The sequence below is a fragment of the Myxococcales bacterium genome, assembly GCA_016706225.1.
In the GTDB taxonomy this organism is placed as follows: Bacteria; Myxococcota_A; Polyangia; order Polyangiales; family Polyangiaceae; genus JADJKB01.
Window position 1 is genome coordinate 492,229 of record JADJKB010000024.1, and the last position, 23,643, is coordinate 515,871.

The following is a 23,643-nucleotide window of genomic DNA, read 5'->3' on the forward strand; positions in this document are numbered from 1 at the left end:
TGCGAGAGAGCAAACGAGGGCGACCGCTGCACTTTGTGGGCCGAACGCTGAGATGTCGCGGAAACGGGCGCGGTTCCCCTGCGCGCAGGATGTGTGCCACCCGTCGGGCACTCGAGGCATGGCCGATGCACTCGGAGCGCGGCGGAAGTCCCTGCATGGAGAGCCTGATCCTTCTGCTGTTCACGGTCGTCGTTCTGCTGTTCATCAGCGGACCCGCGGCGCTGGTCTGGTGCTTCTCGCTCAAGCGCGACAACGACCGCTTGCGCGCCGAGCTCGTGCATCTGAGTGAGCACGTACGCAGCGTCGCGATGCCGGGCACGCAGCGAGCGCCCGCTGCGGATGCGCCTGCGAGCGCGACGGAGGATGACCTGGCGGCGCGCCGCGAGTCCGCGCGGGAAGCGCTGCGTACGATTCATGGAGCGGCGCCGCCGCCCGCTGCGGATGCCGCGGCTCCGGACGTGGCGCCTGCCGCGAGCGAGGTCACCTCCGCGAGTGCGCCGCCGAGCGCAGCAACGAGCGAGGTAGCCGCTGCGTCGGCAGTCGCCGCGCCGAGTGACGTTGCCTCTGCGCCGCCCCCACCGCCATTCGTGCCACCTTCTCCCGCGCCGGGCCTCGGCGCCCCGGAACCCGCGCGCCCCGGCCTCGAGCAGTGGATCGGGGTACGCGGTGCCGCGGCTCTCGGCGCCATCGTGCTGGTGATCGCGGGTCTCTACTTCTTCCGTTATTCGATCGAAAAAGGGCTGATCACTCCCGCACTGCGTGTTGCTCTCGGCACGCTGCTCGGGACCGGCTGTCTGGTTCTCTCCGAGACCACCCTACGCCGGCGCTTTCAGCCGCTGTCGCACTGGATTGCTGGAGCGGGGATCGCGCTCCTGTATCTGAGCTTCTGGGCCGCCGCTGCTCTGTATGGCCTGGTGTCGGTGCCGCTCGCGTCGGTGTTGATGATCCTCGTCACCGCGACGTCGTGTCTCCTGGCGGTGAAGCGCCGCTCGGTGGCGGTGGCGCTCCTGGGTTTGGTCGGTGGTTTCGCGACGCCGCTGCTGTTGTCGACGGGCAGTGATCGCCCCGTCGCGCTCTTTGCTTACCTGCTGGTGCTCGACGTCGCGCTGCTCTCGGTCGCACGCCATCGCCGCTGGCCTGCGCTCGCGCTGTTCAGCTTGCTTGGCACCGCGCTCTATCAAGCGCTGTGGATCGGGGGTCGGATGGAAGCAGACCGGCTCGGGCTGGGGATCGGGATCCTGCTCGTGTTCGCCGGGCTGTTCGCCTTCGCCACGCGGCGTCGAGACGAGGAGGAGAGTGTGGTGCTGCGCCTGACGCGCCTGGCCACCCTGCTCCTGCCGTTCTTGTTCGCGCTCTACTTCGGTTTGAACGCCGAGCTGTCCCAGCACTTTCTCTTGCCCGGTGCCTACCTCGGTCTGATCGTGCTCGGTGCGGCCTGGTATCCTGCGCCGTCCGAGGCGCGCGCTGTCGGCCTCGGCGCTGTTGCAGCGGCCCTGGGTGCGCTGTGCGCGTGGCTCGCCACGCATGCACCAACGCTGGCAACGGCGTGGGAGGTGATGGGTGTGGTGAGCGTGCTCGCGGTCGCGCTCCTGGGGCTCGCGGAGCGTGAAGCCGAGAAGGGCTCACCGCTGGCTCTCGTCTGGACACTCGGCGCGCTCGCTGCGACGGCCATCTGGGCGGTAGCGAGCCCGGCGATCGCCGCCTGGCCCTGGCTGGTTGGTTTCTCCAGCCTCAGCTTGCTTGCGCTGCGACTCTCCGCGAGGCAAAAGCGCGAGGGCTTCGCCACGGTGTCTCTGGCTGCCCTGGGCGCCGCGGTTGGGCTGTTGACGGCGACGCACGCAGCGGAGCCTGGCTTCACTACCCCGCCGCTCATGCTTTTCAGCGTGCTCGGTCTCGGCGCAGGTGTGTGTGCGGTCGTGCTCCTGCGTTCGACCGACCGCGGTCGGCGCTTCACGGCCCACGGAGCCGCGCTCTCGATTGCGTTGATGCTCGTCGGCTACGGCTCGACGTCGCGTGAGCTCGGTCTGCGTCCGACCGAGCTCTTCGCCGGCACGCTCGTGCTCGGGCTGTTGATTTGTATTGCGTCGTTGCGCTCGAGGACGAGCCTCTGGTTCCTGTCTGCGGTGCTCGGCACTGCGCTGATCCAGACGCGCTTCGCCTGGCAGCTCGACGCGGCGCCCGCTGCACTTCGGAGCTCCGTGCTCGGCCTGCAGGTCCTGTCGGTATTTGCCTTCGGCGGCTGGGCGCTGCTCCTGCCGAAGGAGCTGAAAAACACCGGCACCACCTGGCGAACCGCCGCCCTGATCGGTCCGGCGTTCTTCTTCCCGCTGCGCCACCTCTACGTCGGGCTCCTCGGCGACGCTGCCATCGCCATCGTCCCGATCAGCCTCGCGGTCTTCAGCCTTCTCCTCAGCCTCGCGGTGAGTCATGCCGGGCCGACCGAGTCGAAGGTGCGAAGGACTGCACGTGTCTGGCTCGGCGCCGCGACGCTCGCGTTCGTGACCGCCGCCATCCCGCTGCAGCTGAAGAACGAGTGGGTCACGATTGCCTGGGCGCTCCAGGGTGCGCTGACGCTGGCCCTCTGGCGGCGCATCGACCACCTGGGGCTCAAGTATTTCTCCCTGGCGCTGCTCGGCGCCGCCACGCTCCGGTTGATCGCGAACCCGGCGGTCCTCGAGTACCATGCACGCGGGCCCGTGCCGGTGTTTGGCTGGCTCTCGTACACCTATCTGGTGCCGGCCCTGGCCATGCTCGGCGCGTGGTGGCTGGTGCGCGATCTCGAGGTCGTGCGTCTGCGCGAGGCCGAGCGTTTCATTCCCGGGCGCATGCAACCTCTGGTCGCGCGCCTCGCGGTGACGTTCGCCATCGCCATCGGCTTCGTGTGGCTCAACCTCACCATCATCGATCTGTTTGCCACCGGGCCGACCCTGCGCGTTGCGCTCGAGCATCGGCCTGCACGTGACCTCACGCTGTCGGTCGCCTGGGCGGTCTATGCGCTGGCGCTGCTTGCGCTCGGCGTGTGGCGCGCGAACCTGGGCCTGCGCGCGCTGAGCCTGGCGCTCTTGCTCGTCACCTGCGCGAAGGTCTTCTTGTACGACCTGTCGCACCTCGCCGACCTGTACCGAGTGGCCTCGCTGGTAGGCCTGGCGTTCTCACTCATCGTGGTCTCGCTGTCTTATCAGCGCTTCGTTTTCCGCAACCGAGATTGGGGACTGCATGCGACGTGAAATTGCGATTTTCTGCGGACTCTTCGCGGTGCTTTCGGCGGGCGTGGCCCAGGCACAGGGGAGCGAGGAGCTGGTGCGGCTCTTTCCTCGCGAAGCCGTGATCACACCGGCGGCGCCACTCGGCCTCGCGCGTCTCCTCTTGCCCAGCGACGTGCTCGGAGCGACCGCGTCCGACCTGAGCGACGTGCGCGTCTTCGACGCGGCGGGGCGAGAGGTGCCGTTCTTGATCGATAGCGCGGCGCGACCGGTGCTGCCGACCTCGGCGCGTGTCCACGATCAGCGGCTCGAGCCCGTCAACGTCAGTCGTGACAGCCGCGCGCGCCCCGGACTCGCGAACGTTTCTACGGAGGTCTACCGCGTGCCGATGCCGCATGCCTTGCCGGCGTCGCAAGCCTACGAGCTCGTGCTCGAGAGCTCACAGCCGGAGTTCGTGCGTACGCTGGTCGTACGCGATGCCAGCTCGACGTCCGTCACACCGCTCCTTGCCAGCGGCTCCGTGTTTCGCCTCGAGCACCCCCGACGCGAACGGCGAACTCTGGCGCTGCCGGCGAACCTGCCCGCGAACCTCGAGGTCAGCATCGAGGGAGAGGGGGAGTACCTGTCGCCGACCTTTGCCCTGCGTTCGCGCGAACCCAGGGCACCGGAGCGCCGGCTCAGCATCGCGCTCGTGGAGATCGCGCGCCAGACCTCCGGAGGACACACGCGCGTCGAGCTGGCGCGTCCCCGGGGAGTGGTGCCGGACCGCTTGCGGCTCGTCTCTCGCTCCCGGACCTTTCACCGAGCCGTGACCGTTCGCGATGCTGGCCCCGGCGGTGAGGATCGGCTCTTGGGGGAGGGCAGCTTCATTCGTGCCGAGAGCGTGCCGGACGCCGGCGACGACGAGATCAGGCTCGACACTGCGCCGCGCAGCGATCGCATCGCGCTGAGCATCGATGACGGCGAGAGCCCGCCGCTCGAGGAGCTTTCGTTCGAGGCCGTAGTGAGCCAGCCCATGCTGGTATTCGCGGCCGACAAGGGTGTTTTGCTGCGGTTCGGGGGTGGGCGCGCGGCGCCGAGTGCTTACGACGTGCAGCGCTTCGAGGGCTCCGCGCTCGGGCAGGCGGTGATCGAGCGGGCAGCGACGGAAGCGGTGCTCGGCGACCGCCGCGACAACCCGCTGTTCGATCCGAAACCTGCGCTCGCCTTCGGGATGCGTCCGGGCCCGAGCGTCGACACGAGTCGGTTCTCACACCGGCGCCGGGTCATGGTCGAGTCGGCGCCGGAAGGCCTCACTCGCATCTCGCTCGGACCGGACGAGCTGTCGCGGGCGAACGCAGACCAGACGGATCTGCGCTTCGTCGACGGGGACGGACGGCAGTGGCCTTACGTCGTCGAGCGTGGTGGCGTCGCGCGGGATGTCGAGCTCGGGATCCGTGCGGTCAGCTCGAATGGAAAATCGCAACTGGCGCTCGAGCTGCCTCGGTCACCCCTGAGTCTGGATCGGATCGAGCTTGCGAGTCGCACCGAGTACGTCGATCGAGCCGCTGAGCTCGTGGGCACCACCGAGAGCGGCGAGCGGAGAGTGTTGTTCCGCGGGCGACTCAGCCGGCGACCCGGCGTAACGGGACCGCTCAGCCTCGCGTTCGATGCCGCACGGCTCACCACGTTGACGCTGGTGATCGACGACGGCAGCGATGCACCGTTCCAGGTGGAGCGCGCCAGCGCGCACGTCACGGCGGCGGACGTCTACCTGGTAGCGCCGGCGGGGACCTACTCGATGCTGTTCGGCGACTCGGCCAGAGAGCCGGCACGCTACGAGCTGGAGCGAGCTCGCGGGCTGGTGCTCGCCGTTCCCGTGGGCGCGGCAACCCTGGGTCCCGTCGAGCCGAACCCGCGCTACATCCGGCCGCGTCCACCCGCCCCCGATCTGGTGCTGTGGGCGGCCATCGTGATCGCCGTACTCGTGCTGGGTGGACTCACGCTGGGTTTGGCCCGGAGGGACGCCCGAGAGGTCGCCCCGGAGTGACCGGCGCGGGCGGCGCCAACCGGCGCCACCCCGGCCAAACGGCCTGGCCGCGTCCCCGAGTCTGCAAATTGTCCAAGAAAAAACCGAGACGATTTCCAAGGGTTTCCTCGGAGTGTGCAAAAAAGGCGCATTTCCTGGGTGCGCCCCGGCGCCTCCCGACTATGGTCCGCGCCCTCCCCGAAAGGCTCTCCATGCCCAAGCTCACTGATCACATCGTATTCAACGACAAGAAGCTCGCAGCGAAGTACGCGAACAAGAGGATGCCGATGGCCCTCCTGTACGAGGCCTACTTCGATGGAGACATCGACATTCCGGGAGACATCTACGCGTTCTTGGAGAACCGCGAGCAGTACGTCACCAACACGCTGACCCAAGATCACTTCAAGTGGGCCTTCACCCACTTCGTGCCGGAAGCGCTGATCCACTCCAAGGAGCAGGACAAGCGCATCGTCCGCGAGCACTACGACCGCGGCAACGACTTCTTCGGCTGGTTCCTCGGCGAGCGCATGGTCTACACCTGCGCGTTCTTCGAGAACCGGAACGAGACCCTCGAGCAGGGCCAGGACAACAAGATGAACCTGGTTTGCCGCAAGCTCCAGCTGGACGCGGGCGAGAAGCTCCTGGACATCGGCTGCGGCTGGGGAACCCTCGCCCGCCACGCCGCCAAACACTACGGCGTCGACTCGACCGGCGTTACGATCTCGGAGAACCAGACCGAGTTCGGCAACAAGCGCATTGCGGACTGGGGTCTCGAGAAGACGGCCCGCATCCTGTGCAAGGACTACCGCGACATCCCGAACCAGAAATTCGACAAGATCGTCAGCCTGGAGATGGTCGAGCACGTCGGCGTGAAGAACCTGGTGACGTTCTACGAGCAGGTCCGGGACCTGTTGACGGACGAGGGCCTGTTCCTCTTGCAGTGGACCGGTCTGCGTCGCGGCATGCGCGCCGAGGACATGATCTGGATCATGTTCATGGGCAAGTACATCTTCCCCGGAGCCGACGCGAGCCTGCCGCCCGCGCCGATGCTGAAGGCGATGGAGAAGGCCGGCTGGGAGACGCACAGCGTCGAGAACGTCAGCACGCACTACGGCTGGACGATCAAGTACTGGCACGACAACTGGGTCAGCAACAAAGAGGCAGTCCTCAAGGCCTACGGCGACCGCTGGTACCGCATCTGGAACTTCTTCCTGGCGTGGTCATCGATCATCGCGCGCCAGGGCAACGCGGCCTGTTTCCAGGTCGTGCTCAACAAGAACCTCGACAACTACGACCGCGAGCGCTGGATCAACCACCGCGCCACCATCCTCGGTGACCGCGCGAAGGACATCTCGCCGCCCACCCACGCGACCGGCAACGGCGCCCCGCGTAGCTGGAGCTGAGGTGAGCTAGCCCGAGAGGGCTGACGGAGAGGCAGTGCTCGAGAGGGCGCTGCCTTTTCTTTTGGGGGGTTCACCCCGCAGCACGCGCCAACCACGGGAGTCAGCCTTCGCCCAGCACGCAGTTCACGGACTGGTTACGGCGCTATCGCTCTGTCCCGTTGGTGCTGCCGCGGCCAGATCTAGCCGTGTCGACCGCCCCGAGCAACTTGCGCTGGCGAAAGCGAATCCCGCCAGCGTGGAACGCGAACGCCGGTCCTAGGCATCTCGCCAAGGACCTCGCACCCTAGCGCTGCCGCGCGGCTCTCGCCTCGCGCAACAGCTGCCTGCGAGCGCGGAAGCGAAGGGCCTGTCGGTCCGTCGCGCGATAGCAAGACTGCGGCACGACGGTCTTGAGCGCGACGAACGCCTCGTGGGCTGCCGGCTTCTTCACGCCCATCTGATCGAGCAGCTCGGCGGCGACAAGCCCACCCGTCTCGGCCCCGCCTTCCATCCAGCCCTGGAAGTCGAGCGAGCAGTGCTCACCGCAGAAGTGGACATTGCCTTCGCGCAGCCCCTCGCTGCCGGAGAAGGCCCACTGTCCTGGCAGGTAGCACGTGTAGCTGGCCTTCATGGTCGGGACGGTGGGCCAGTGCATGCGCACCGCCTTGCCGTCGTGCTCGGCTTTCGATCCCGGAAACACCTGATCGAGCTCTGTCGCCACCTGGGCGAACCAGGCCTCGGGTGTGCCCTGGCCGCTGTTCAGGCCCTGCGTGCCCCCGAGGAAGTTGGTCAGCACCCCGGCCGTGCCGGCTTGCCCGATGCTGCTGTCCCAGGTCTGCTGAAACGGCAGGTCCGTGGTGACGCTGCCGCTCGCGTTGTGCTGGGTGAGCCAAGGGCGAGTCTTGTAGCCGCCCATCACCTTCGCGTTCGTCCCGTAGCCGAGCTCGGCGATGATCGTGCGTTTGTCTGCGCTCAGTGTCAGGCCATCCAGGTTCACTTCGCGCAGCAGCGTGAACGGCAGAGCAAAGACCACGTGGTCCACGCTCAGCTCGAGCTCCCCGCCTGCGGTCTTGGCGAACGTGAGCTTGATGGCGCCCCCGGAGTCCGCCGCCTGGATCAGCTTGTGCCCGAGCTCGATCTGGCCCGGAATGGCCTCGGCGAGCTTGGTCGTGAAGGTGTCATTGCCAAGGTGGGTGTGGTGGCGCTCGTCCGAGTCCCCGAAGATGTGGAACGGGTCGGTCGTCTCGTAGTCGATCAGATAGAGGAGGTTCAGCGCTGACTGCTGTTCGTTCTCGAGCCCGAACTCTCCACGATAGGCGGTCGAGAGCACGCCATGGAGCTCCGGATAGGTGGCGGCAGGCACGTTCTGATCGAGCCAGGCAGCCAAGCTGGTCTCGTCGAGCGCGGTAAACTTGGCGTCGTCCGCCTCGGCGTCGGTGACCGCCGTGGCCATCAGCGGCGCGACCTTTGCGAACTGGGTGAGGATGGTGGTGTCGGGTACCTCCTTGCCGTTCACGAAGAACACATCCGTCTTGTATCCCGCTGGGGCGTCCTTCAGGCGGTCGTCGAGGGCGATCCCGAGCTCGTCGGCGAGACCGAAGAGGGTGAGGTGGTTGGTGTCGATGAGCTCTCCGCCGAGCTCGCACAAGAGGTCGCCGTCGAACAGCCCGCGGCCGGTGTACATGCGGCCACCGACGCGATCGGACGCCTCGTATACGGTGGACGCCACGCCGGCGAGCTTCAGTCGATACGCGCAGTGAAGACCCGCGACGCCGCCGCCGACGATGGCGATGCGCTTGCCTCCGGGCTTGGGGGTGACGCCCTCGTCGTCGCTGCAGCCGGGTGTGCCCAGCAGGCTCGTCGCGCCGAGCGCGAGAGCCAAGCTCACGAAATCGCGCCTTGGTAGCCCTTCGATCGCCACGCTGCGCCGACCTGGCGCGCGACCCTGCCCGTCGAGGACCTCACGCGCCACACGCCTCAGCCTGCCGAACAACGGAGTCTTCGCCATCAATGACCACCCTCTCCAGCCCACGATGTTTAGTCGGGTCCCGTGAGAGTGGGAAGGTCCCGTTTAGCGTGCCGCGGACAGTCGCCGGAACCTGCGGGCGTTAGCTGTCGAGGGACGTCGCGCGGCGGGGCTCCAATTCACCCGGCCGGGAGCGGTGTCGGGGCACGTTCGAAGCGGAGATGGATGACGGCCGGCGTGGCGGTGTGCTCGACGCAGACGTAGCCGGGCGGCGGGGAGGACTCGGGGAAGATGCGTTCGCCGCGACCGATGAGCATCGGCACGACGACGAGGTGGAGCTCGTCGATCAGTTCGGCAGCCAGGTATTGGCGAATGGTCGCGGCGCCGCCCATCAGCCGGACGTCCATGCCATTGGCGGCGGCGAACGCGCGCTCGAGGGTGTCGTCGATCCCCTGCGTGGCGAAGTGGAACGTCGTGCCACCGTCCATCGGGATCGGTGCGCGCGGGTGATGGGTGAGCACGAACGTCGGAGCGTGATACGGCGGGTTGGGTCCCCACCAGCCTTTCCAGCCGTCGTCGGTCCACGGGCCGCGCGACGGTCCGAACATGTTGCGGCCGAGGATGGTCGCGCCAATGTCGTCGAAGCTGTGCGCGACGTAGTGGTCGTCGGCGTTGACCTCGCCCCCATCGATGCCCAGCATCTGGCATCCAGAGCGGGTCGCGAACACCCAGTCGGTGAAGCCCTTGGTGTGGTCTCCGAACGGTTGCTCGAGTCGCTGGTCGACGCCCGCGGCGAAGCCGTCCACTGACATCATGAGACATCGGACAACGAGCTTCTGGCGTTTCGCGGGCATGCGTGGTCTCCGTCGGCGAGCGTCTAGCCCGGCCTCTCCGCTAACTTCGCACGATCGCTCTGCCTGGGCTAGACGTCGCCGCTCGCTGGAAGAAACGTGGGACGCCGCACTGGAGTCACGTCAACCCCCCGCGCCGGTCAAGCTGAAGGATGATACTTTCTCTCCGGCGCTGGGATGGCCGCCCCCCTCGTGGCAGCCGCGCGACGACAATGCTCAGGGTCTTCATCACCGGCGCTACGGGTTTTCTTGGGTACGCGCTCGGCCGGGAGCTGCTCGAGGCTGGACACACGGTGGTGGCGCTGAGTCGGACCGGGTCGCTTGCCGGGGACCTGTCCGCGCGGGGCGCCGAGGTGTTTCGCGGCCACCTCGGGGACGTCGCACGACTCTGTGACGGGATGCGCGGTTGTTCGCTGGTGTTCCATGTCGCCGCGGACGTGAACATGTGGCGCGCACGCTGGAGCCAGAGCGTCGAGACCAACGTCATTGGCACGAAGAACGTGGCCGAGGCGGCGCTCCGCGCGCAGGTCGAGCGGTTGGTGTACACCTCCAGTGCGGCCACCATCGGAAAACCATTCGACGCACCGTCTGGAACCCTGGTCGACGAGCGCTCCGAGTACAACCTGGCCGCGCAGGCCATGGTGTATCCCCACACCAAATGGCTCGGTGAGTGCGCCGTTGCCGACGCGGCGGCGCGCGGGCTCGACACCGTGACCACGCACCCCGCTGCGATCTTCGGGCCCTGGGACTTCAAACACAACCTGCTCCCGCTGTTCAGAGCCGCCCGCGGCCGCGCGCCGCTGCCGGTTCCCAACGGCATGCGCACCACCTGCGACGTGCGCGACGTGGCTCACGCGCACGTCGTCGCTGCGACATCGGCAGAGAGCGGCGCCCACTACATCCTGGGTGGAGAGTGGGTCACCGTGAGGCAGCTCTTCAGCGCGGTCGGGCAGGCTCTGGGGCGCTCGCGTCCGACGTTCACCCTGCCCGACACGCTGATCGTGGGCCTGGGGCGCTCGCTGGATGTGGTTTCCGACCTGACGGGTCGGCCGCCGCTGCTGTCGCGGGAGATGGCGGTGCAATCGGCCTTTCGGGTGCGCCTGTCGAGCGCGAAGGCCAAAGCGGAGCTCGGGTATCAGTCGCGACCGCTCGCGCAGTCCCTCGCCGACGCAGTGGCCTGGTATCGGGAGACGGGCGCCCTGTAGGGGAGTCCCGCAATGACAGGCCCCCGATGACACACGCCGCCGAGACGACCGAGACCCGGGGAGTGCAGACCGGCGACTGTCACGTCTGGGAGCGCTGTGGGGGATGCCCGCTCATGGCGATCTCGCCGGAACAGCAGCGGCGCATCAAGCTCGAACGCCTCGCGGCGGTCTTCGAACGAGCCGGCGTTCCTCGGACGGAGGTTGCATGGGTAGCCGGGCGCGACCGCGACTATCGCAATCGCTTGCGGCTGCGCATCACCGACGGGCGCGTTCTGTTCTTCAATCCAGAGAAGGACGAGAGCTGCCTGGTGCTCGAGCCCGAGCTGCGCCAAGCAATCACGGAGCTCGGACTCGCGGCCGCGGCTGAGCCCGAGCTGCTTCGCGCGTTCAGTTGGCTGGAGGTGCGCGGCGTGGACTCTCACGGTTTTCAAGCCGTGTGTCTGGCCCCGACGATTCCCATCACCAAGCATGTGCCCGACGCGATCGAATTGGCTCGCGGCGCACTCCGGCGCCAGCTCGGCGAGCGTTTTCTGGTTGGTGTGCTCGGCGAAACCGAGCCGCCGCTCCAGCGCTTCGCCTCGCGTGGCGTCGAGGTCGCCGTGGCCACGGGCGCATTTTTGCAGGTCAACCACGCCATCAACCGGTTGTTGGTGGACCACGTGCTCGGCGAAGCGACCCGCGCCCAGGCCGATGAGTTCGTGGATCTGTACGCGGGCTGCGGGAACTTTGCGTTGCCGCTGGGTGCACGAGGCCTGTCGGGCACGGCGGTTGAGTCGTCCGCTGTGTCGGCGCAATCTCTCGCTTCTGGCGCGCGCCGCGCGAGACTCGACAACCTGCGCGTGCTTCACACGACTGTGGAGTCGGCCCTGGAACAGCTCAGCTCGAAGCCCCGTGCGTTCGTCATCGCCGATCCCCCGCGCGCTGGGCTGGGCAGCGTGACGGATGCGCTGAGGCGTCTGGGCTCGAACACGCTACTCTTGCTCTCCTGCAACCCGGAGACTCTGGCGCGTGATCTTGGGCGAATGTCGTCGGACTACCGACTTCAGGCCGTGCATGCGTTCGACATGTTTCCGCATACCGAGCACCTCGAGGTCGCCGCGACGTTGACACGTGTGGCGCGGGCGTAGGCGCCCGTCGCGCGACCGCCCGCCTCATGCCCGTCAAACCCGACCCGGCTCTCCGGTCCCCGTGTCCGCCGAGCTCAGTTTGGCCTCGTCGGCAGTAGCCCGCGCCGCGACGTCGGCAATCCGATGCCGGAGCTCGGCGGCCACCACGGGCTTGGACAGGACGCGCCCTGCCATCTCTGCGCAGAACGTCTTGGCCTCGGCTGTGAACGCTCCGCCGGTGGTGAAGAGTACGCGCGGGGCCAGGCGCGGGTAGTTCTCGTTGATCAGAGCGTAGAGATCCATGCCGGACTTGCCCGGCATCATCAGGTCCGTGACGATCACGTCGTAGTCCGCGCTCCGCGCCAGATGTTCGAGCGCATCGTCGGCAGAGGCGCATTCGGTGAGCTCGAACTCGCGGCGAAGCGGTCGGGCCAGCGCACGCACCAGGTCGGACTCGTCGTCCACCAGCATCACCCTCAGCCTGCGTGTCATCGGCTCGGATGGCGTCTTCACCAGGCGGATCGGCTCGGTGACGGCCTCGGAGACCGGGAGCACCATGCGAAATGTCGAACCGACTCCGGGCTGACTCTCGACCTCGATTTCGCCGCCCAGAGCCCGCAGCGTCTGCCGGCAAATGCTCAGCCCGAGCCCGGTCCCCTCACCGACGGGTTTGGTCGTGAAGAACGGGTCGAAGATCCGCGCAACGACTTCGGGTGACATGCCGATCCCTGTATCCGTCACCTCGCAGATCGCCCGCCCATCACGACCGAAGGTCCGGACGTGAATTCGGTTGCTTTCGGGCCCGCCGTCCCGGACGGCTTGGCTGGCGTTGACCAGCAAGTTCAGGATCACCTGAGCCAGCTCAGCTTCGTTCGCAACGACGTAGAGCTCCCCGCGGTGATCGAGCTCGAGCCGCGCGCGGTGTCTGATCTCGTTCCCCGCCATGGCAACGGCCGACTGCACCGCCTCGGCCAGGCTGGTCGAGTGGCGCTCCGCGCCCGAGCGCGAGAAGGCCGAGATGGCTTGCACGATGTCCCGGATGCGCTTGGTGCCCTTGAGCGAGTCCTCGACCAGGCTGCGGGTCTCGGCGTCGACCTGGGTCGGAGGGCGCAGCTTGAATCGGAGCTCTTCGAGGTTGGCCGCGACGTAGGCCAGGGGGTTGTTGATCTCGTGACCCACACCCGCGGCGAGGGTTCCGACCGCCACCATTCGGTCGAGCTCCATCATTCGAGCGGTCACGTCGTTGCGCTCGGTGACGTCGCGGGCCAGCAGCGCCTCGGCGGGCGCGCCGTCGAACTCGATGGCAACCTTCTGCACCTCGGCGACCAGCGTCCGGTGCCTGGCGTTCAACCGCAGCTGGACCGTCGGTCCGTTGGCTTCGAGCTCCTGCAGTCGCTGCCGATCGGCGGCGTGAACCAGGCGGCTCGCGCTGAGGCCACCCAGGCTCTCCGCGGGCTCGAGGCCGAGCAGCGTGCTGAGCGCCGCGTTGATGTACAGGATCTTCGGTCCCGACAGCACCGCGATGGCATCCGGCAGGCTCTCGATCAGCGCCTTCAGGTTGCGCTCGCTCTTGACGACGGCCGCGCGCGCGTCCTCCACGGCGGTGACGTCGTGCAGCACCGCGATGGCGCCTCGGGTCGAGTCAGAGTCGAACGGCGCCACCGTCCAGACGGTGCTCACCCGATGCTGGCCATTTCCGATCGCGATCGGCGCCGTGGTGAAGGTCTCGCCCCGCATGGCCGCGTCGAGCCCCTGTTGTGCGAGGCGCCTGTCGGGGTCGTCGAGGCCAAGCACATCCCACAGGGGCCGGGCGAGGGCCGAGGCCTCGGTCACTCCCGTCAGACGCACCAGGGTCGGGTTCCAGAGTCGCACACACCCGTCGGCGTCGAGCAACACGACGCCGTCACCGACCGAAGCCACGACGTCGCGGTGGAGCGCCTCGAGCACTCGGTGTTTTTGCTCAGCGGTGTCCGCGGCGCGTTCACTCGAAGCCAGCGCCAACATGAATCGCCGGACGTCGTGCGCGACCAGGCTCACGGCGAACGCGCAGAAGCCGTACTCGATCACCGAGAACGAGGGTGCACGATGGAACAGCCCGCTTGCAGCCGCGTAGAGCCCTGCCGCGCCCCACAGTCCGGCGCCCACCTGGAAGTGACGGGCCGCCGAGCGACGCTCGGGCGGAGCACGCATCGACACGAACAATCCGGCGACCACCAGCACGAGTCCGGTCGCCTGGAACGCAGCGACCAGCGGGGTCTGGATCCGCCGCCAGAAGAGCGAGTGGCCCAAGAACGGCTCGACCGGATACGTGCTCGTGATCACCCACGGGGACAGCACCAGGGTGGTGAGCACCCCCCAGGTGATGAGCAGGAGTCGAATATTTTTGACGGAGGCCGCGCTACCCAGCACCAGGGCCCAAGCCAGGGCTGCGCAGCTTGCCGTTGCAAGCGCCGCTCCCTCGAGCCTGGACAGGATCACGGCGGCCTCCTGCCCCACGCTGTAGTGGATGGCCATCAGCCCGGCGTAGGCCACCGCCGACGCGCAGATGGCCGCGATCCACAGGTGTTCGGGGTTCTGCCGCCGACGCGCGTACAGCCACGCTTCGTACGTGGTCAGCACCAGCGCCGCGCCTGCGATCGCGGCGTCGCCAAGGGCAAGGGGCGAGATTGCTAATGGAATTTCCACTGGTGGGCCACTGCTCGAGCCCAACGGTTCCGTGGGGGAGCTCTTAAGTGCGATTCAGGGGGGCCGGCAGGCGGGTTCGGCCAACTGCCAAGCGGCTCGGTCGGGCCCCGGCGTTCCCGGGTACGAACGCCTCACTCCGCCGGCGGCAAAGTGTCCCGCGGGCGCTCGCGCAGCAACCAGCGAGCCAGACTGCGGGCCGACTCGACCACGCCGATGGTGATGTACACGCCGAGCAACCAGACCAGCACGAACTGGGGTTTCCAGATCTGCGACACGGCGAGGCACGACCCCATCACGAACAACACGAACAAGATCGTCGCCGGGTTGAGCCGGAGATCCTTGAACGAGCGAAAGCGCACGTTCGACACCATGAGCAGCGCGACGATCAGCGTGACCGCGAAGAAGACGAGCGTGTTTTGCTCCGCGCCGAGAGAGCCACCGACGGCGGAGTCGGCGACCGCCAGCGAAATGAGCACGCCCGAAGCCGGCGGCGACGGCAAACCTACGATGTATTTGCCGGGTTTCACCGGGGCGCCGCTGGGCGCCGACGAGAGCACGTTGAACCGGGCGAGGCGTGCGGCGGCGCAGGCCACGTAGATGAACGCCACGATGAGTCCCGGGACCGGGTGGCGGTGCAGCACCCACTGATAAACGAGCAGGGCTGGTGCGACGCCGAACGAGACCAGATCTGCCAGGGAGTCCAGCTGCAGGCCGAACGCGCTCTGGGTCTTGGTGAGGCGAGCGACGCGGCCGTCGAGCATGTCGAACAGCATCGCGAACATGAGCAGCACTGCGGCGCGGTGATAGTCCTCGATCTCCGCGCCCGGCTTGGCACACAGCCGGATGGCGTTGAAACCGCAGAACACCGCCGCCATGGTGATCATGTTCGGCAGGACGAATAACGTCTTCTTGAGGTCCAAACGCCTGCGGCGTTCCCCTCCCTTTCGGGCCCTCAGCTTCACGTCCTCGACCCTACCTTCGGAGGTCCGGCCCGTCCAGATTGGGGCGTGTAGGCGCACCTGCGCCAACATCCATGCCAGCTCTAGCGCGGATCGAACCCCGGAGTTTTTGGCCCGGCCGGCCAGTGAAACCTAGACTTTCCCCGATGCGGAGCCTTCTGTCCCTAGCCCGGCGCTCGGCCCTCGGCCTAGTCGTCGTTCCCTGCGCGTTATTTGCGGTCGCTTGCGGCGGCAGCAACCGCGATGCCCTCGAGAAACGCGTCGCGACGATGCAGGAGGAGCTGACGCGGGTGCAGAACACCAACGACCGCCTGGCAGAGCGCATGCAGGCGCTCGAAATCATCGGCATGCGAGGGCAGCGGACGGCGGAAGCTCCGTCACAGCCCGCAGAGCCGGAGGAGACGCGTGTTGCCCGGCCGACCCTGAAGGTGGTCAAGCTGGGACCCGGCGCAGCGGCCGCTCCTGCCGAACCCGAGGCAGAAGAAGCGCCGGCGGCCGAGGAGAAGGGGCCGCGACCCGTGCTCAAGGAGTACGGCGCCAAACCCGGAGCCGCAAAACCCTTCGGTTGGCGGCCTGCGGGCCGTGCGATCGGCGCTCCAATGGGCCAGAATAAGCCGGGGAAACCCGCTGCTCCACAAGGGACCTGAAACCATGCGCAAGGGACCGAGGGCTTACTGGTGCGTGTCGACGCTCGTCGCAGCGGGGCTCGTGAGCCCACTCGCGCTAGCCCAGGAGAGTGGAGGCGCCCCCGCCGGTGGTGATGGCAGCGGACAGGTGCAGGTCGCGCCAAGCCAGACCAACGTGACGACCTACAGCACACCGCCGCCTGGCTTCCCTCAACCGGGCGCGGGAGATCCCAACGAACACCTACCGTCGAGCTCGCGACCGACCACCGACCCGACCAAGGGCGACGGGTTCGACCTCAGTCGCGGCTCCGGGGCGGGCGGGTCAATTCGCGGCACGAAGGGGTCGAGCGCGGTGCTCGGCCGCGGCGGAGCGATGCGCGTGCCTTCGTTCCACACCGTGCGCCGCGGCGACACACTCTGGGGGCTGTCCGGTTACTACTACGGTAACTCGTGGAACTGGCCGAAGGTGTGGAGTTACAACCCACAGGTCACAAACCCGCACTGGATCTATCCCGGCGATCAGGTGCGCATGAAACAAGGTGGCGCGGGAGACTTCCGCGACGGCGGGACGCTCGGCGACGGCGGCGGTCTGGTCGACCGGCGCGCGGCGGTGCCGCGCAACACCGTGTTCCTGCGCAGCACCGGCTACATCGATGATCCCAAGCGGCAGGTCTGGGGCGAGCTGCTCGGCTCCCGCGAAGATCAGATGCTGCTGGCCGATGGCAACCACGTCTACTTGAAGATCCGCAAAGGGGTGAACGTCGTCCCTGGGCAGAAGCTCACCATCTTCACCGCGATCAGGAAGCCGGCGGCGGTCAAGGGCGCACGGCGACCGCCGGGGCAGATCATCGCCATCAAGGGCACCGTTCGCATCGATCATTTCGACGACAAGAAACGCCTGGCTCGCGGCGAGATCGTCGAGTCGACGGACGTCATCGAGCGCGGCGCGCTGATCGGCGACGTCGGTCGTCGCATCGACGTGGTTCCCCCCAAACCGTCGCGGGTCAACCGCTGGGCGCGCGTGCTCACGAGTGTCTACCCCCACGAGCTCATGGGACAAAACCAGGTCGTGTTCATCGACCGCGGCACCGAAGACGGTCTCAGCTCTGGCAATCGCCTTTTTATCGTTGCCAAGGGTGATGCGTGGCGCGCTTCGCTGAAGACGGCGACCCGCTCGGCGCGGGACCGCTTGCGCATCGAGGTGCCCGAGAGTGCGAGTGTGGAGACCACACCGCTCAAGGGCAACGAGAAGGACTTCCCCGAAGAGATCGTGGGTGAGGTCAGGGTGCTGCGAGCGAACAAGTACAGCTCGGTGTGTCTGGTGACGGTCTCACACCGAGAGATCGAACCGGGCGACCGTGCGGTCGCGCGCAAGGGTTTCTGACGCAGCCGGCGTCGCCGCGGGATCTTCGCCGGCTGAGCCTCGGTGCTCTTTTGCCAGCTCAGCGTGCCTCGGTGAACACGAACGGCACGTTCACGGCGATGGCAGAGGCGGCCGGTCCGAAGCGCCAGCCGCGCGTCTCCGCTGCGATGCATCCAGCCAGCGCCGGGTAGTCCGGACTGGCCGGTCCAGCGCTCGCACCCGAGGTCTTGCCGTTCGCCTCGATGGTGAAGCGGACGGTGAGGCGCACCGTCGTCGCGGCGTGCTCGCTGCGTTTGGCCAGCGCCGGCTCCCAGCATCGCTGGCGGACCTCGCTTCGATGGCCGGCGATCACGGCCTGGATCTCCGCGTGCCCCCGCTGGTTGCCCTGCGGTTCTGCGGCCGTCGCTGGCGGAGCGTCGCTCACACTCGGGATGGCAGCCGGCGCGGGCTTCTCGGGTTCATCGCTTCGCGGTTGGGGTACGACGGGCGCTCTCGGCGCTTCGTTTGGCCGAATCGCCCGGGCGGCATGCGCCGCGCTCGGTGACGGCACCAGGCGTGTCGTGGGGGTGGTGGGTGCCACTTCGGCGCTCGCGGTGATCGGAGCTCCCGCCGGGTTGCTGGTGGGTGGTTCACCCCGTATCCCGATCGGAATGGATGAGCCCAGGTAGCCGTGCGCCGCGACGGCCCCCACCGCCAACACGAGCGTCGCTGCCAACCCGAAGAACAGCAGGGGTCGACGCTGCGTGCGCCGCATCGCGAACGGAGGTTCGAGCTCACTCGGCGCGGCGCGCCGAACCTGGTCCCGCAGGCGAGGCATCAGCCGCTCCAGGAAGAGCTCGTCGGGCGCCGGCGTGCCCGCGCGGTCCCACAGGTAGTCATCCGACATGCTCACCTCGATCTTGAAGCCGCGCTCGGAGCAACTTCATGCCCCGGCTCAACTTCACTCGCACGGACCCTTCCGTCATGCCCATGCGCTCGGCGATTTCCGGACCGGTCATGCCTTCCACGAAGCGGAGCACCAGGATCTCGGAGTAACTCTCGGGCAGCGCCTGGATCTCCCGCAAGATCCCCAGGGCTCGTTCGTCGAGTGACACGACTCCGAGGGCGAGCTCATCGGGTTCGCGATTTGGCTTGTCACGGCGTGCGTAATCAGTGGCCCGGTTGCGTGTGATGCTCGCGAGCCAAGTCGGGAACGCGAGCGCGACCCGCAACGAGCCGATGCGCCCGAGCACAGTGACGAACACGTCGTGGAGCACATCGCGGGCCTCTGCCGGTGAGACTCGCGAGAGGGCGATGCCGCGCACGGTGGGTTCGAATTGTGCGTACAGCTCGGCGAAGGCGGCGCGGTCGCCGGCCTGGGCCCGCTCGACCATGGCCACGAACGGTGGCGCCGGTTCGACGCGCGGTTCGGTCGGAGCGTCGGCGGTTGGTTCCGCCCGGGCCAAGCGGGGTCTCACGGGGATTGGACGTGGCGGAACTGCGGAATGTTAGCGGTGCCCCCAATTTCTGGTGCCGAGCGGCCAAAATCGTTCGAAATATCGGCTTTCGTGCGGGGATCGCTTGCCGACCCTCACGCGGCCGCGTAGTGGGACTCGCGGGCAACACGCCTGCGAGTCGTCCCCTCGCTTTTCCCCGTGTAAGATCCCAAGTCGCGCATGAAAAACCGCGTCTTCTTCCCCCAACGAGCCCTCGATCTGTGGCTGGGCAAGGACCGCGTCGACCTCGTGGGCAACGAGCTCGTGATTCGGGCGGAGGGACGCAAGTACCACGTGGTCGAGGCCATCCGGGTCGTCAAAGAGGTGACCGGCGGTGTCGACCTGCACGAGCTCGTGGGCAAGGTGAAGTCCGTCAGCTTCATGCAGGAGCTGGGCGCCGAACTCCTGGACACGTCGATGGTGCTCGGAGACCTCGCGTACGACATCGTGCCTGGGTTCGCCGGCACGCCGATCGGCAGCTTTGCCGAACATCGCGCCGTGAGCACTCCGCCGGGCGACGGCCCGATCCCCTGTTCGGACGAAGAGATGTTGGCGCAGTATCTCGCCGGCCACCTCGGGTGACATGGAACGAGCCGCAACCCTGGCCTTCTATTTCGGTGCCGCGGCCTACGCGGCGGCCGCGATCTTGTTCTTCTTGGACCTCTCGCGCCGCGAAGGCTCCGCGTCCGCCGCTCGGACCGCTCCCATCGCGCTCGCCCTTGGTGCGCTGCTGCACGCCGTCCATGTGGTCACTGGCAGCCTCTTTTCCCGCATCTGCCCCGTCGAGTCGCTGCACTTCTCCCTCAGCTTGTCGGCGCTGATCCTGGCCGGCATGTACCTGGCGCTCCGCGTGCGTTTCAAGCTGCAGGCCATCGGTGCGGTGGTCGCGCCGTTGGCGCTGACCTTCCTGATTGGCGCGCAGTTCGTGGGTGCGGAGCAGAGCAGCATCGCCGGAGTCTCGCGGCCGCTCCTCATCTTGCACATCACGGCCAACCTCATGGGGGTGGGGTTCTTCCTGCTCGCCGGGGCCGCGGGCGCCTTTTATCTCGTGCAAGAGCGCAGCCTCAAGGAGAAGCGGCCGACCTGGCTGACCGCGAAGCTGCCGCCGCTCGACGCGCTCGATCGCACCGAGCACCGGCTCTTGCTCATCGGTTTTCCGTTGCTGACCTTCGGCGTCGTGACTGGCGGCTTCTTCGCCAGTCGGGGCGGCGTGACCGGGGGCGTCGAGATGCTGCGCACGGCCCTTGGATATGGAACGTGGGTGGTGCTCGCCGCGGTGCTGATCTTGCGGGCTGCGGTGGGTTGGCGCGGACGGCGCTCGGCCTATGGCACGTTGGCCGGTGTCATCTGCGTCACTACGGTGATCTTGCTCTACGCATTCCGCATCGGCGGAGGTCGCGGATGATCGTCGTCGTCGGACTGTCGCACCGGACCGCGCCAGTAGCGGTCCGCGAGAAGATCGCGTTGCCGAAGGCAGACATTGCTCGTGTGCTCGGCCAGCTCGTCGAGCGACCCGAGCTCGGCGAGGCGATGTTGATCTCGACCTGCAACCGCGTGGAGCTGGTCGCAGCGGGGCGCTCGGGTCCGCAGTCGGATACGGCCGAGGTGGGGCGAGCCGCCCTCGACGGGCTGTCCAGACTGGCGCCCGGCGTGCGCGAGCACCTGTATGTCTACGAAGGCAGCGAGGCCGTGAGCCACCTGTTTCGTGTGGCGTCGTCCCTCGATTCGATCGTGCTGGGCGAGCCGCAGATCCTGGGCCAGCTCAAGGACGCGTTCGAGACGGCCAAAAAAGCCGGCACGGTGGGTGGCTGCCTGCATCGCACCGTGCCGCGGGCGCTGCGCGCCGCCAAGCGCGTGCGCACCGAGACCCAGCTCGGGGTCGGGCAAATTTCGGTGCCCAGTGTCTCCGTCGATCTCGCCCGGCAGATCTTCGGAGAGCTGCGCGGTCGCACGGTGGTCTTGATCGGCTCCGGCGAGATGGCCGAGACGGTCGCCAAGCTCCTGCATCACGCCGGTACGCGGCTCTTGGTCGTGGGTCGAAACGAGGCGCGCGTCGGGGTGCTGGCCGCCGCTGTCGGCGGCGAGGCGCGGGGCTGGGCGGATCTGCCCGAGGCGTTGATTGACGCCGACGTCGTGATCACCAGCACCAGCGCGCCAGGGTTCGTCGTCGACTACGAGACCATCGCGAAGCTGCGCCGCAAGCGCCGCGGGCGAAACTTGTTCTTCGTGGACCTCGCAGTGCCCCGCGACGTGGACCCCAAGGTCGAGACGCTGGGCGAAGTGTTCCTCTACAACATCGACGATTTCGAGCGCGTCGTCAGTGAATCGCGCCAGAGCCGGCAGCGAGAAGCTGAGGCGGCGGAGCGCATCGTGCGCGAGGAGACCGCGGGCTGGCAACGCTGGGCCGAGGTCGCACAGGTCACGCCGGTGGTGGTCGCGCTGCGCTCTCGGCTCGAGCGCTTCCTGCACGCCGAGCTGGAGCGCAGCCTGCGCACGAAGCTCAAACACCTGGGCGAGCCCGAACGCGCGGCGCTGGAGGCGATGCTGGAGGCAGCGCTGAACAAGATGCTGCACGCTCCGACCACGCATTTGCGTCAGGTGGTCAGCGACGAGGACTACGAGAGCCCCCGGGTCGAGCAGCTCGTCGTCGCGTTGACCGAGTTGTTCGAGCTGGATGCGGAGCCTGCTTCGCTCCAGTCGGTGCCGTCGACGCGCCCGGCATCCCCCGAATCGACCGCCGAGGCCAATGAGCCTGCCCCGAGCGCCGAGGACGAGGCGCGGCGCGCCACTGGAACCAACGGAAAATGACCGAAAAGAAGCTCGTTGTTGCTACGCGCAAGAGTCAGCTAGCGCTGGCCCAGGCCCGCGCTTTTCTGCGCTTGCTCGCCGAGCAGCATGCCGGCCTCTTGATCGAAGAAAAACACGTGGTGACCACTGGCGACCGGATCCAAGATCGCCCGCTCACCGAGATCGGCGGCAAGGGACTGTTCATCAAAGAGATCGAGGAGGCATTGCTCGATCACAGCGCCGACGTCGCCATCCACTCACTCAAGGACGTGCCGGCGGAGCTGGCGCCTTCGCTGACCATCGGGTGCATTCCGGTGCGTGAGGATCCGCGCGACGTGATCGTGACCCGCAGCGGGCAGAAGCTCGCGGAGCTGCCTTCTGGCGCAAAACTCGGCACGTCGTCGCTCCGGCGGGCCATTCAGCTGGGGCTGGCGCGGCCGGATCTCGAGATTGTTCCCCTGCGCGGCAACGTCGACACCCGGCTCAGGAAGTGCGCCGAGGGTGTCGTTGATGCCATCGTGCTCGCACGAGCGGGGCTGGTGCGGCTTGGCCTCGCCGACCGGGCCACCGAGATCATCGAGCCGGAGGTGTGTTTGCCGGCAGTGGGCCAGGGTGCGTTGGCGGTCGAGATGCGCACCGGGGACGAGAGCACCGCGGCGATCCTCTCGGTGCTCGCCGATCGCGAGACCGCCATCTGCGTGGCGGCGGAGCGCGGGGTGATGCAGGCCGTGGAGGGCAGCTGCCAGATGCCGGTCGCCGCCTACTCCATCCGTTCGGGCGACGAGCTCTACCTGCGCGGGTTCCTGGCCGAGCCGGACGGGACCAAGCTGCGGCGTCGTGAAGCCCGCATTGCGTTTCCCACGAGTGAAGCCGAGGCGGCCCGCTTTGGTGCGGAGCTGGGGCGCGAGCTCAGGCTCTCCTGATGCTCCGGCGCGCCGTCGCCCGCGCGCTCGAACAGGGGGTGTTCGACGGAGTCTCGGCGCGCTTGCTCGGGCGGGGTTGGGCAGCTTGCTCGAACCCCGTGCGCCCCGTGCGTCTGCCACCCGGCGCGCGGGTGGTTGGTGTCGGGGGCGCAACGCTGGGTGGCTCCGGCAAGACCCCGGTCGTGCTCGCGCTTGCCCGTGCTCTCGCCGCGAAGCATCGAGTGGCGGTCGTCGCGAGCGGATACCGCGCGCGGACGCGGAGCACACGACAGGTCGAGCCCAGCGACGACGCCGAGCATGTCGGAGACGAGGCCGCGTGGCTCGCGCGAGCGCTCGCCGACGTGAGCGTGAGAGTGTTCGTCGGGCCGAGCCGGGAGCTCGCGCTGTCGTGCGCCGCGCGGGATGCGCAGGTGGTGATCGTGGACGGTCTCCTCCAGACGTCCCCCGAGCGCCTCGCCTGTTCGTTCCTGGTGCTCGACGATGCCGCGCCGTGGGGTGCGCGGCGCTGTCCGCCCGCCGGTGATCTGCGGGCGAGTCCCGACTTGCTACTCGCAGCCTGCGACAGCGTGTTGCTCGGGCCCGGCGGCGAGCCAATGCATCACGTGACATCCAGCAAAGACGTCTCCCGCGTGCTCTGGTTTCGTGCTCGAGTCCGCGGCGCCCGGACGCCATCCGGCAGATTCGTCTCACTGTCGGAGCTGGCGCGAACGCGGCTCGGCTTGGTGCTCGCCATCGCGCGACCCGAGCGTGTGCTCGCGGAGCTCGCCGGTCACGGGATCAACCCCATTCGCGTCGAGTTTCACGCCGACCACGCGCGCATGCCCGCCGGGTTGGCGCGCGGTCTCGACGTCTGGCTCACGACGCCCAAGTGCGCAACCAAGCTCCACGCCGAGCGAGGTGGCGCCCCGGTGTGGGTGCTGGAGCGCCGGCTCGAGCTGCCCACGCGCGCGCTCGCGCTCGCCGCGGGGGATGAGGCGACGAGCGCCACCGCACAAGCCCGGAACGCCGTGGCAGCGACCGCCCGGGGCGCCACGCTCCCTGGATGAAATCAGCGGGCGTGCCTCGCTCGCGAGTTCGTGCGACACTGCTCCGGCATCGGCGTCG

At 67.9% G+C, this 23,643-nt stretch carries 18 protein-coding genes; 12 read left to right on the forward strand and 6 right to left on the reverse strand.

Features of this window, described 5'->3' with window-relative positions; all coding sequences use genetic code 11:
* The first annotated feature begins 155 nt into the window (after positions 1–155).
* The 3 genes from IPI67_38060 to IPI67_38070 all read left to right on the forward strand — a co-directional run bounded on the left by IPI67_38060 (position 156) and on the right by IPI67_38070 (position 6,614).
* Positions 156–3,227: a DUF2339 domain-containing protein gene (locus tag IPI67_38060; GenBank protein MBK7585979.1), complete on the forward strand. Its 3,072-nt coding sequence runs from the start codon at positions 156–158 to the stop codon at positions 3,225–3,227.
* Positions 3,217–5,232 carry a hypothetical protein gene (locus tag IPI67_38065; GenBank protein ID MBK7585980.1) on the forward strand — a complete coding sequence of 672 codons (2,016 nt, stop codon included), beginning with the start codon at positions 3,217–3,219 and terminating at the stop codon, positions 5,230–5,232. Before IPI67_38060 ends, IPI67_38065 begins: the two co-directional genes overlap by 11 nt.
* Positions 5,233–5,498: 266 nt before the next feature.
* A complete protein-coding gene (locus IPI67_38070) occupies positions 5,499–6,614 on the forward strand; it encodes a class I SAM-dependent methyltransferase (protein ID MBK7585981.1) in 1,116 nt (371 codons plus the stop codon).
* Positions 6,615–6,897: 283 nt separating this feature from the next.
* Here IPI67_38070 and IPI67_38075 read toward each other — a convergent pair whose 3' ends face one another.
* Positions 6,898–8,601: an FAD-dependent oxidoreductase gene (locus IPI67_38075; GenBank protein ID MBK7585982.1), complete on the reverse strand. Its 1,704-nt coding sequence runs from the start codon at positions 8,599–8,601 to the stop codon at positions 6,898–6,900.
* Positions 8,602–8,738: 137 nt separating this feature from the next.
* Positions 8,739–9,413, reverse strand: a complete 675-nt coding sequence (locus IPI67_38080) for a dihydrofolate reductase family protein (protein ID MBK7585983.1) — start codon at positions 9,411–9,413, stop codon at positions 8,739–8,741.
* A 209-nt stretch (positions 9,414–9,622) separates the two neighbouring features.
* Here IPI67_38080 and IPI67_38085 point away from each other — a divergent pair, with 209 nt between their 5' ends.
* Positions 9,623–10,615 carry an NAD-dependent epimerase/dehydratase family protein gene (locus tag IPI67_38085; GenBank protein MBK7585984.1) on the forward strand — a complete coding sequence of 331 codons (993 nt, stop codon included), beginning with the start codon at positions 9,623–9,625 and terminating at the stop codon, positions 10,613–10,615.
* A 26-nt stretch (positions 10,616–10,641) separates the two neighbouring features.
* Complete coding sequence (locus tag IPI67_38090) at positions 10,642–11,742, forward strand: class I SAM-dependent RNA methyltransferase (protein ID MBK7585985.1); 1,101 nt, start codon at positions 10,642–10,644, stop codon at positions 11,740–11,742.
* A 33-nt stretch (positions 11,743–11,775) separates the two neighbouring features.
* On the opposite strand, the gene IPI67_38095 is transcribed toward IPI67_38090, so the two are convergent.
* Both IPI67_38095 and pssA read right to left on the reverse strand, forming a co-directional pair.
* Positions 11,776–14,406 carry a response regulator gene (locus IPI67_38095; GenBank protein ID MBK7585986.1) on the reverse strand — a complete coding sequence of 877 codons (2,631 nt, stop codon included), beginning with the start codon at positions 14,404–14,406 and terminating at the stop codon, positions 11,776–11,778.
* A gap of 131 nt (positions 14,407–14,537) precedes the next feature.
* On the reverse strand, positions 14,538–15,437 hold the full coding sequence (pssA, locus tag IPI67_38100) for a CDP-diacylglycerol--serine O-phosphatidyltransferase (protein MBK7585987.1): 900 nt from the start codon (positions 15,435–15,437) through the stop codon (positions 14,538–14,540).
* Between the two features lie 74 nt (positions 15,438–15,511).
* On the opposite strand from pssA, the gene IPI67_38105 reads away from it, so the two are divergent.
* Both IPI67_38105 and IPI67_38110 read left to right on the forward strand, forming a co-directional pair.
* Positions 15,512–16,012, forward strand: coding sequence for a hypothetical protein (locus tag IPI67_38105; GenBank protein MBK7585988.1), 501 nt, complete (start codon positions 15,512–15,514; stop codon positions 16,010–16,012).
* Positions 16,013–16,016: 4 nt separating this feature from the next.
* On the forward strand, positions 16,017–17,375 hold the full coding sequence (locus IPI67_38110; GenBank protein MBK7585989.1) for a LysM peptidoglycan-binding domain-containing protein: 1,359 nt from the start codon (positions 16,017–16,019) through the stop codon (positions 17,373–17,375).
* Positions 17,376–17,433: 58 nt separating this feature from the next.
* Here IPI67_38110 and IPI67_38115 read toward each other — a convergent pair whose 3' ends face one another.
* Positions 17,434–18,240, reverse strand: a complete 807-nt coding sequence (locus IPI67_38115) for an AgmX/PglI C-terminal domain-containing protein (protein MBK7585990.1) — start codon at positions 18,238–18,240, stop codon at positions 17,434–17,436.
* A complete protein-coding gene (locus IPI67_38120) occupies positions 18,230–18,811 on the reverse strand; it encodes a sigma-70 family RNA polymerase sigma factor (GenBank protein ID MBK7585991.1) in 582 nt (193 codons plus the stop codon). Before IPI67_38120 ends, IPI67_38115 begins: the two co-directional genes overlap by 11 nt.
* A gap of 198 nt (positions 18,812–19,009) precedes the next feature.
* Here IPI67_38120 and IPI67_38125 point away from each other — a divergent pair, with 198 nt between their 5' ends.
* From IPI67_38125 to IPI67_38145, 5 genes are read left to right on the forward strand one after another with little or no spacing between them, the layout of a single operon-like run.
* Entirely contained in the window at positions 19,010–19,411 is a 402-nt protein-coding gene (locus IPI67_38125; GenBank protein ID MBK7585992.1) for a hypothetical protein, read from the forward strand.
* Between the two features lies 1 nt (position 19,412).
* Entirely contained in the window at positions 19,413–20,234 is an 822-nt protein-coding gene (gene ccsA / locus IPI67_38130) for a cytochrome c biogenesis protein CcsA (GenBank protein ID MBK7585993.1), read from the forward strand.
* Complete coding sequence (locus tag IPI67_38135; GenBank protein MBK7585994.1) at positions 20,231–21,637, forward strand: glutamyl-tRNA reductase; 1,407 nt, start codon at positions 20,231–20,233, stop codon at positions 21,635–21,637. Before ccsA ends, IPI67_38135 begins: the two co-directional genes overlap by 4 nt.
* Positions 21,634–22,539, forward strand: a complete 906-nt coding sequence (gene hemC, locus IPI67_38140) for a hydroxymethylbilane synthase (GenBank protein MBK7585995.1) — start codon at positions 21,634–21,636, stop codon at positions 22,537–22,539. The genes IPI67_38135 and hemC overlap by 4 nt, the downstream gene beginning before the upstream one ends.
* Positions 22,539–23,585: a tetraacyldisaccharide 4'-kinase gene (locus IPI67_38145; GenBank protein MBK7585996.1), complete on the forward strand. Its 1,047-nt coding sequence runs from the start codon at positions 22,539–22,541 to the stop codon at positions 23,583–23,585. Before hemC ends, IPI67_38145 begins: the two co-directional genes overlap by 1 nt.
* The last annotated feature ends 58 nt before the right edge of the window (positions 23,586–23,643 follow it).

Coding starts and splice junctions, on each gene's coding strand:
- IPI67_38090 (MBK7585985.1), top strand. CDS start 10,642: ATGACACACGCCGCCGAGACGACCGAGACCCGGGGAGTGCAGACCGGC.
- IPI67_38075 (MBK7585982.1), bottom strand. CDS start 8,601: ATGGCGAAGACTCCGTTGTTCGGCAGGCTGAGGCGTGTGGCGCGTGAG.
- IPI67_38080 (MBK7585983.1), bottom strand. CDS start 9,413: ATGCCCGCGAAACGCCAGAAGCTCGTTGTCCGATGTCTCATGATGTCA.
- IPI67_38110 (MBK7585989.1), top strand. CDS start 16,017: ATGCGCAAGGGACCGAGGGCTTACTGGTGCGTGTCGACGCTCGTCGCA.
- IPI67_38145 (MBK7585996.1), top strand. CDS start 22,539: ATGCTCCGGCGCGCCGTCGCCCGCGCGCTCGAACAGGGGGTGTTCGAC.
- ccsA (MBK7585993.1), top strand. CDS start 19,413: ATGGAACGAGCCGCAACCCTGGCCTTCTATTTCGGTGCCGCGGCCTAC.
- IPI67_38060 (MBK7585979.1), top strand. CDS start 156: ATGGAGAGCCTGATCCTTCTGCTGTTCACGGTCGTCGTTCTGCTGTTC.
- IPI67_38105 (MBK7585988.1), top strand. CDS start 15,512: ATGCGGAGCCTTCTGTCCCTAGCCCGGCGCTCGGCCCTCGGCCTAGTC.
- IPI67_38135 (MBK7585994.1), top strand. CDS start 20,231: ATGATCGTCGTCGTCGGACTGTCGCACCGGACCGCGCCAGTAGCGGTC.
- IPI67_38085 (MBK7585984.1), top strand. CDS start 9,623: ATGCTCAGGGTCTTCATCACCGGCGCTACGGGTTTTCTTGGGTACGCG.
- IPI67_38125 (MBK7585992.1), top strand. CDS start 19,010: ATGAAAAACCGCGTCTTCTTCCCCCAACGAGCCCTCGATCTGTGGCTG.
- IPI67_38115 (MBK7585990.1), bottom strand. CDS start 18,240: ATGTCGGATGACTACCTGTGGGACCGCGCGGGCACGCCGGCGCCCGAC.
- pssA (MBK7585987.1), bottom strand. CDS start 15,437: ATGTTGGCGCAGGTGCGCCTACACGCCCCAATCTGGACGGGCCGGACC.
- IPI67_38070 (MBK7585981.1), top strand. CDS start 5,499: ATGGCCCTCCTGTACGAGGCCTACTTCGATGGAGACATCGACATTCCG.
- IPI67_38065 (MBK7585980.1), top strand. CDS start 3,217: ATGCGACGTGAAATTGCGATTTTCTGCGGACTCTTCGCGGTGCTTTCG.
- hemC (MBK7585995.1), top strand. CDS start 21,634: ATGACCGAAAAGAAGCTCGTTGTTGCTACGCGCAAGAGTCAGCTAGCG.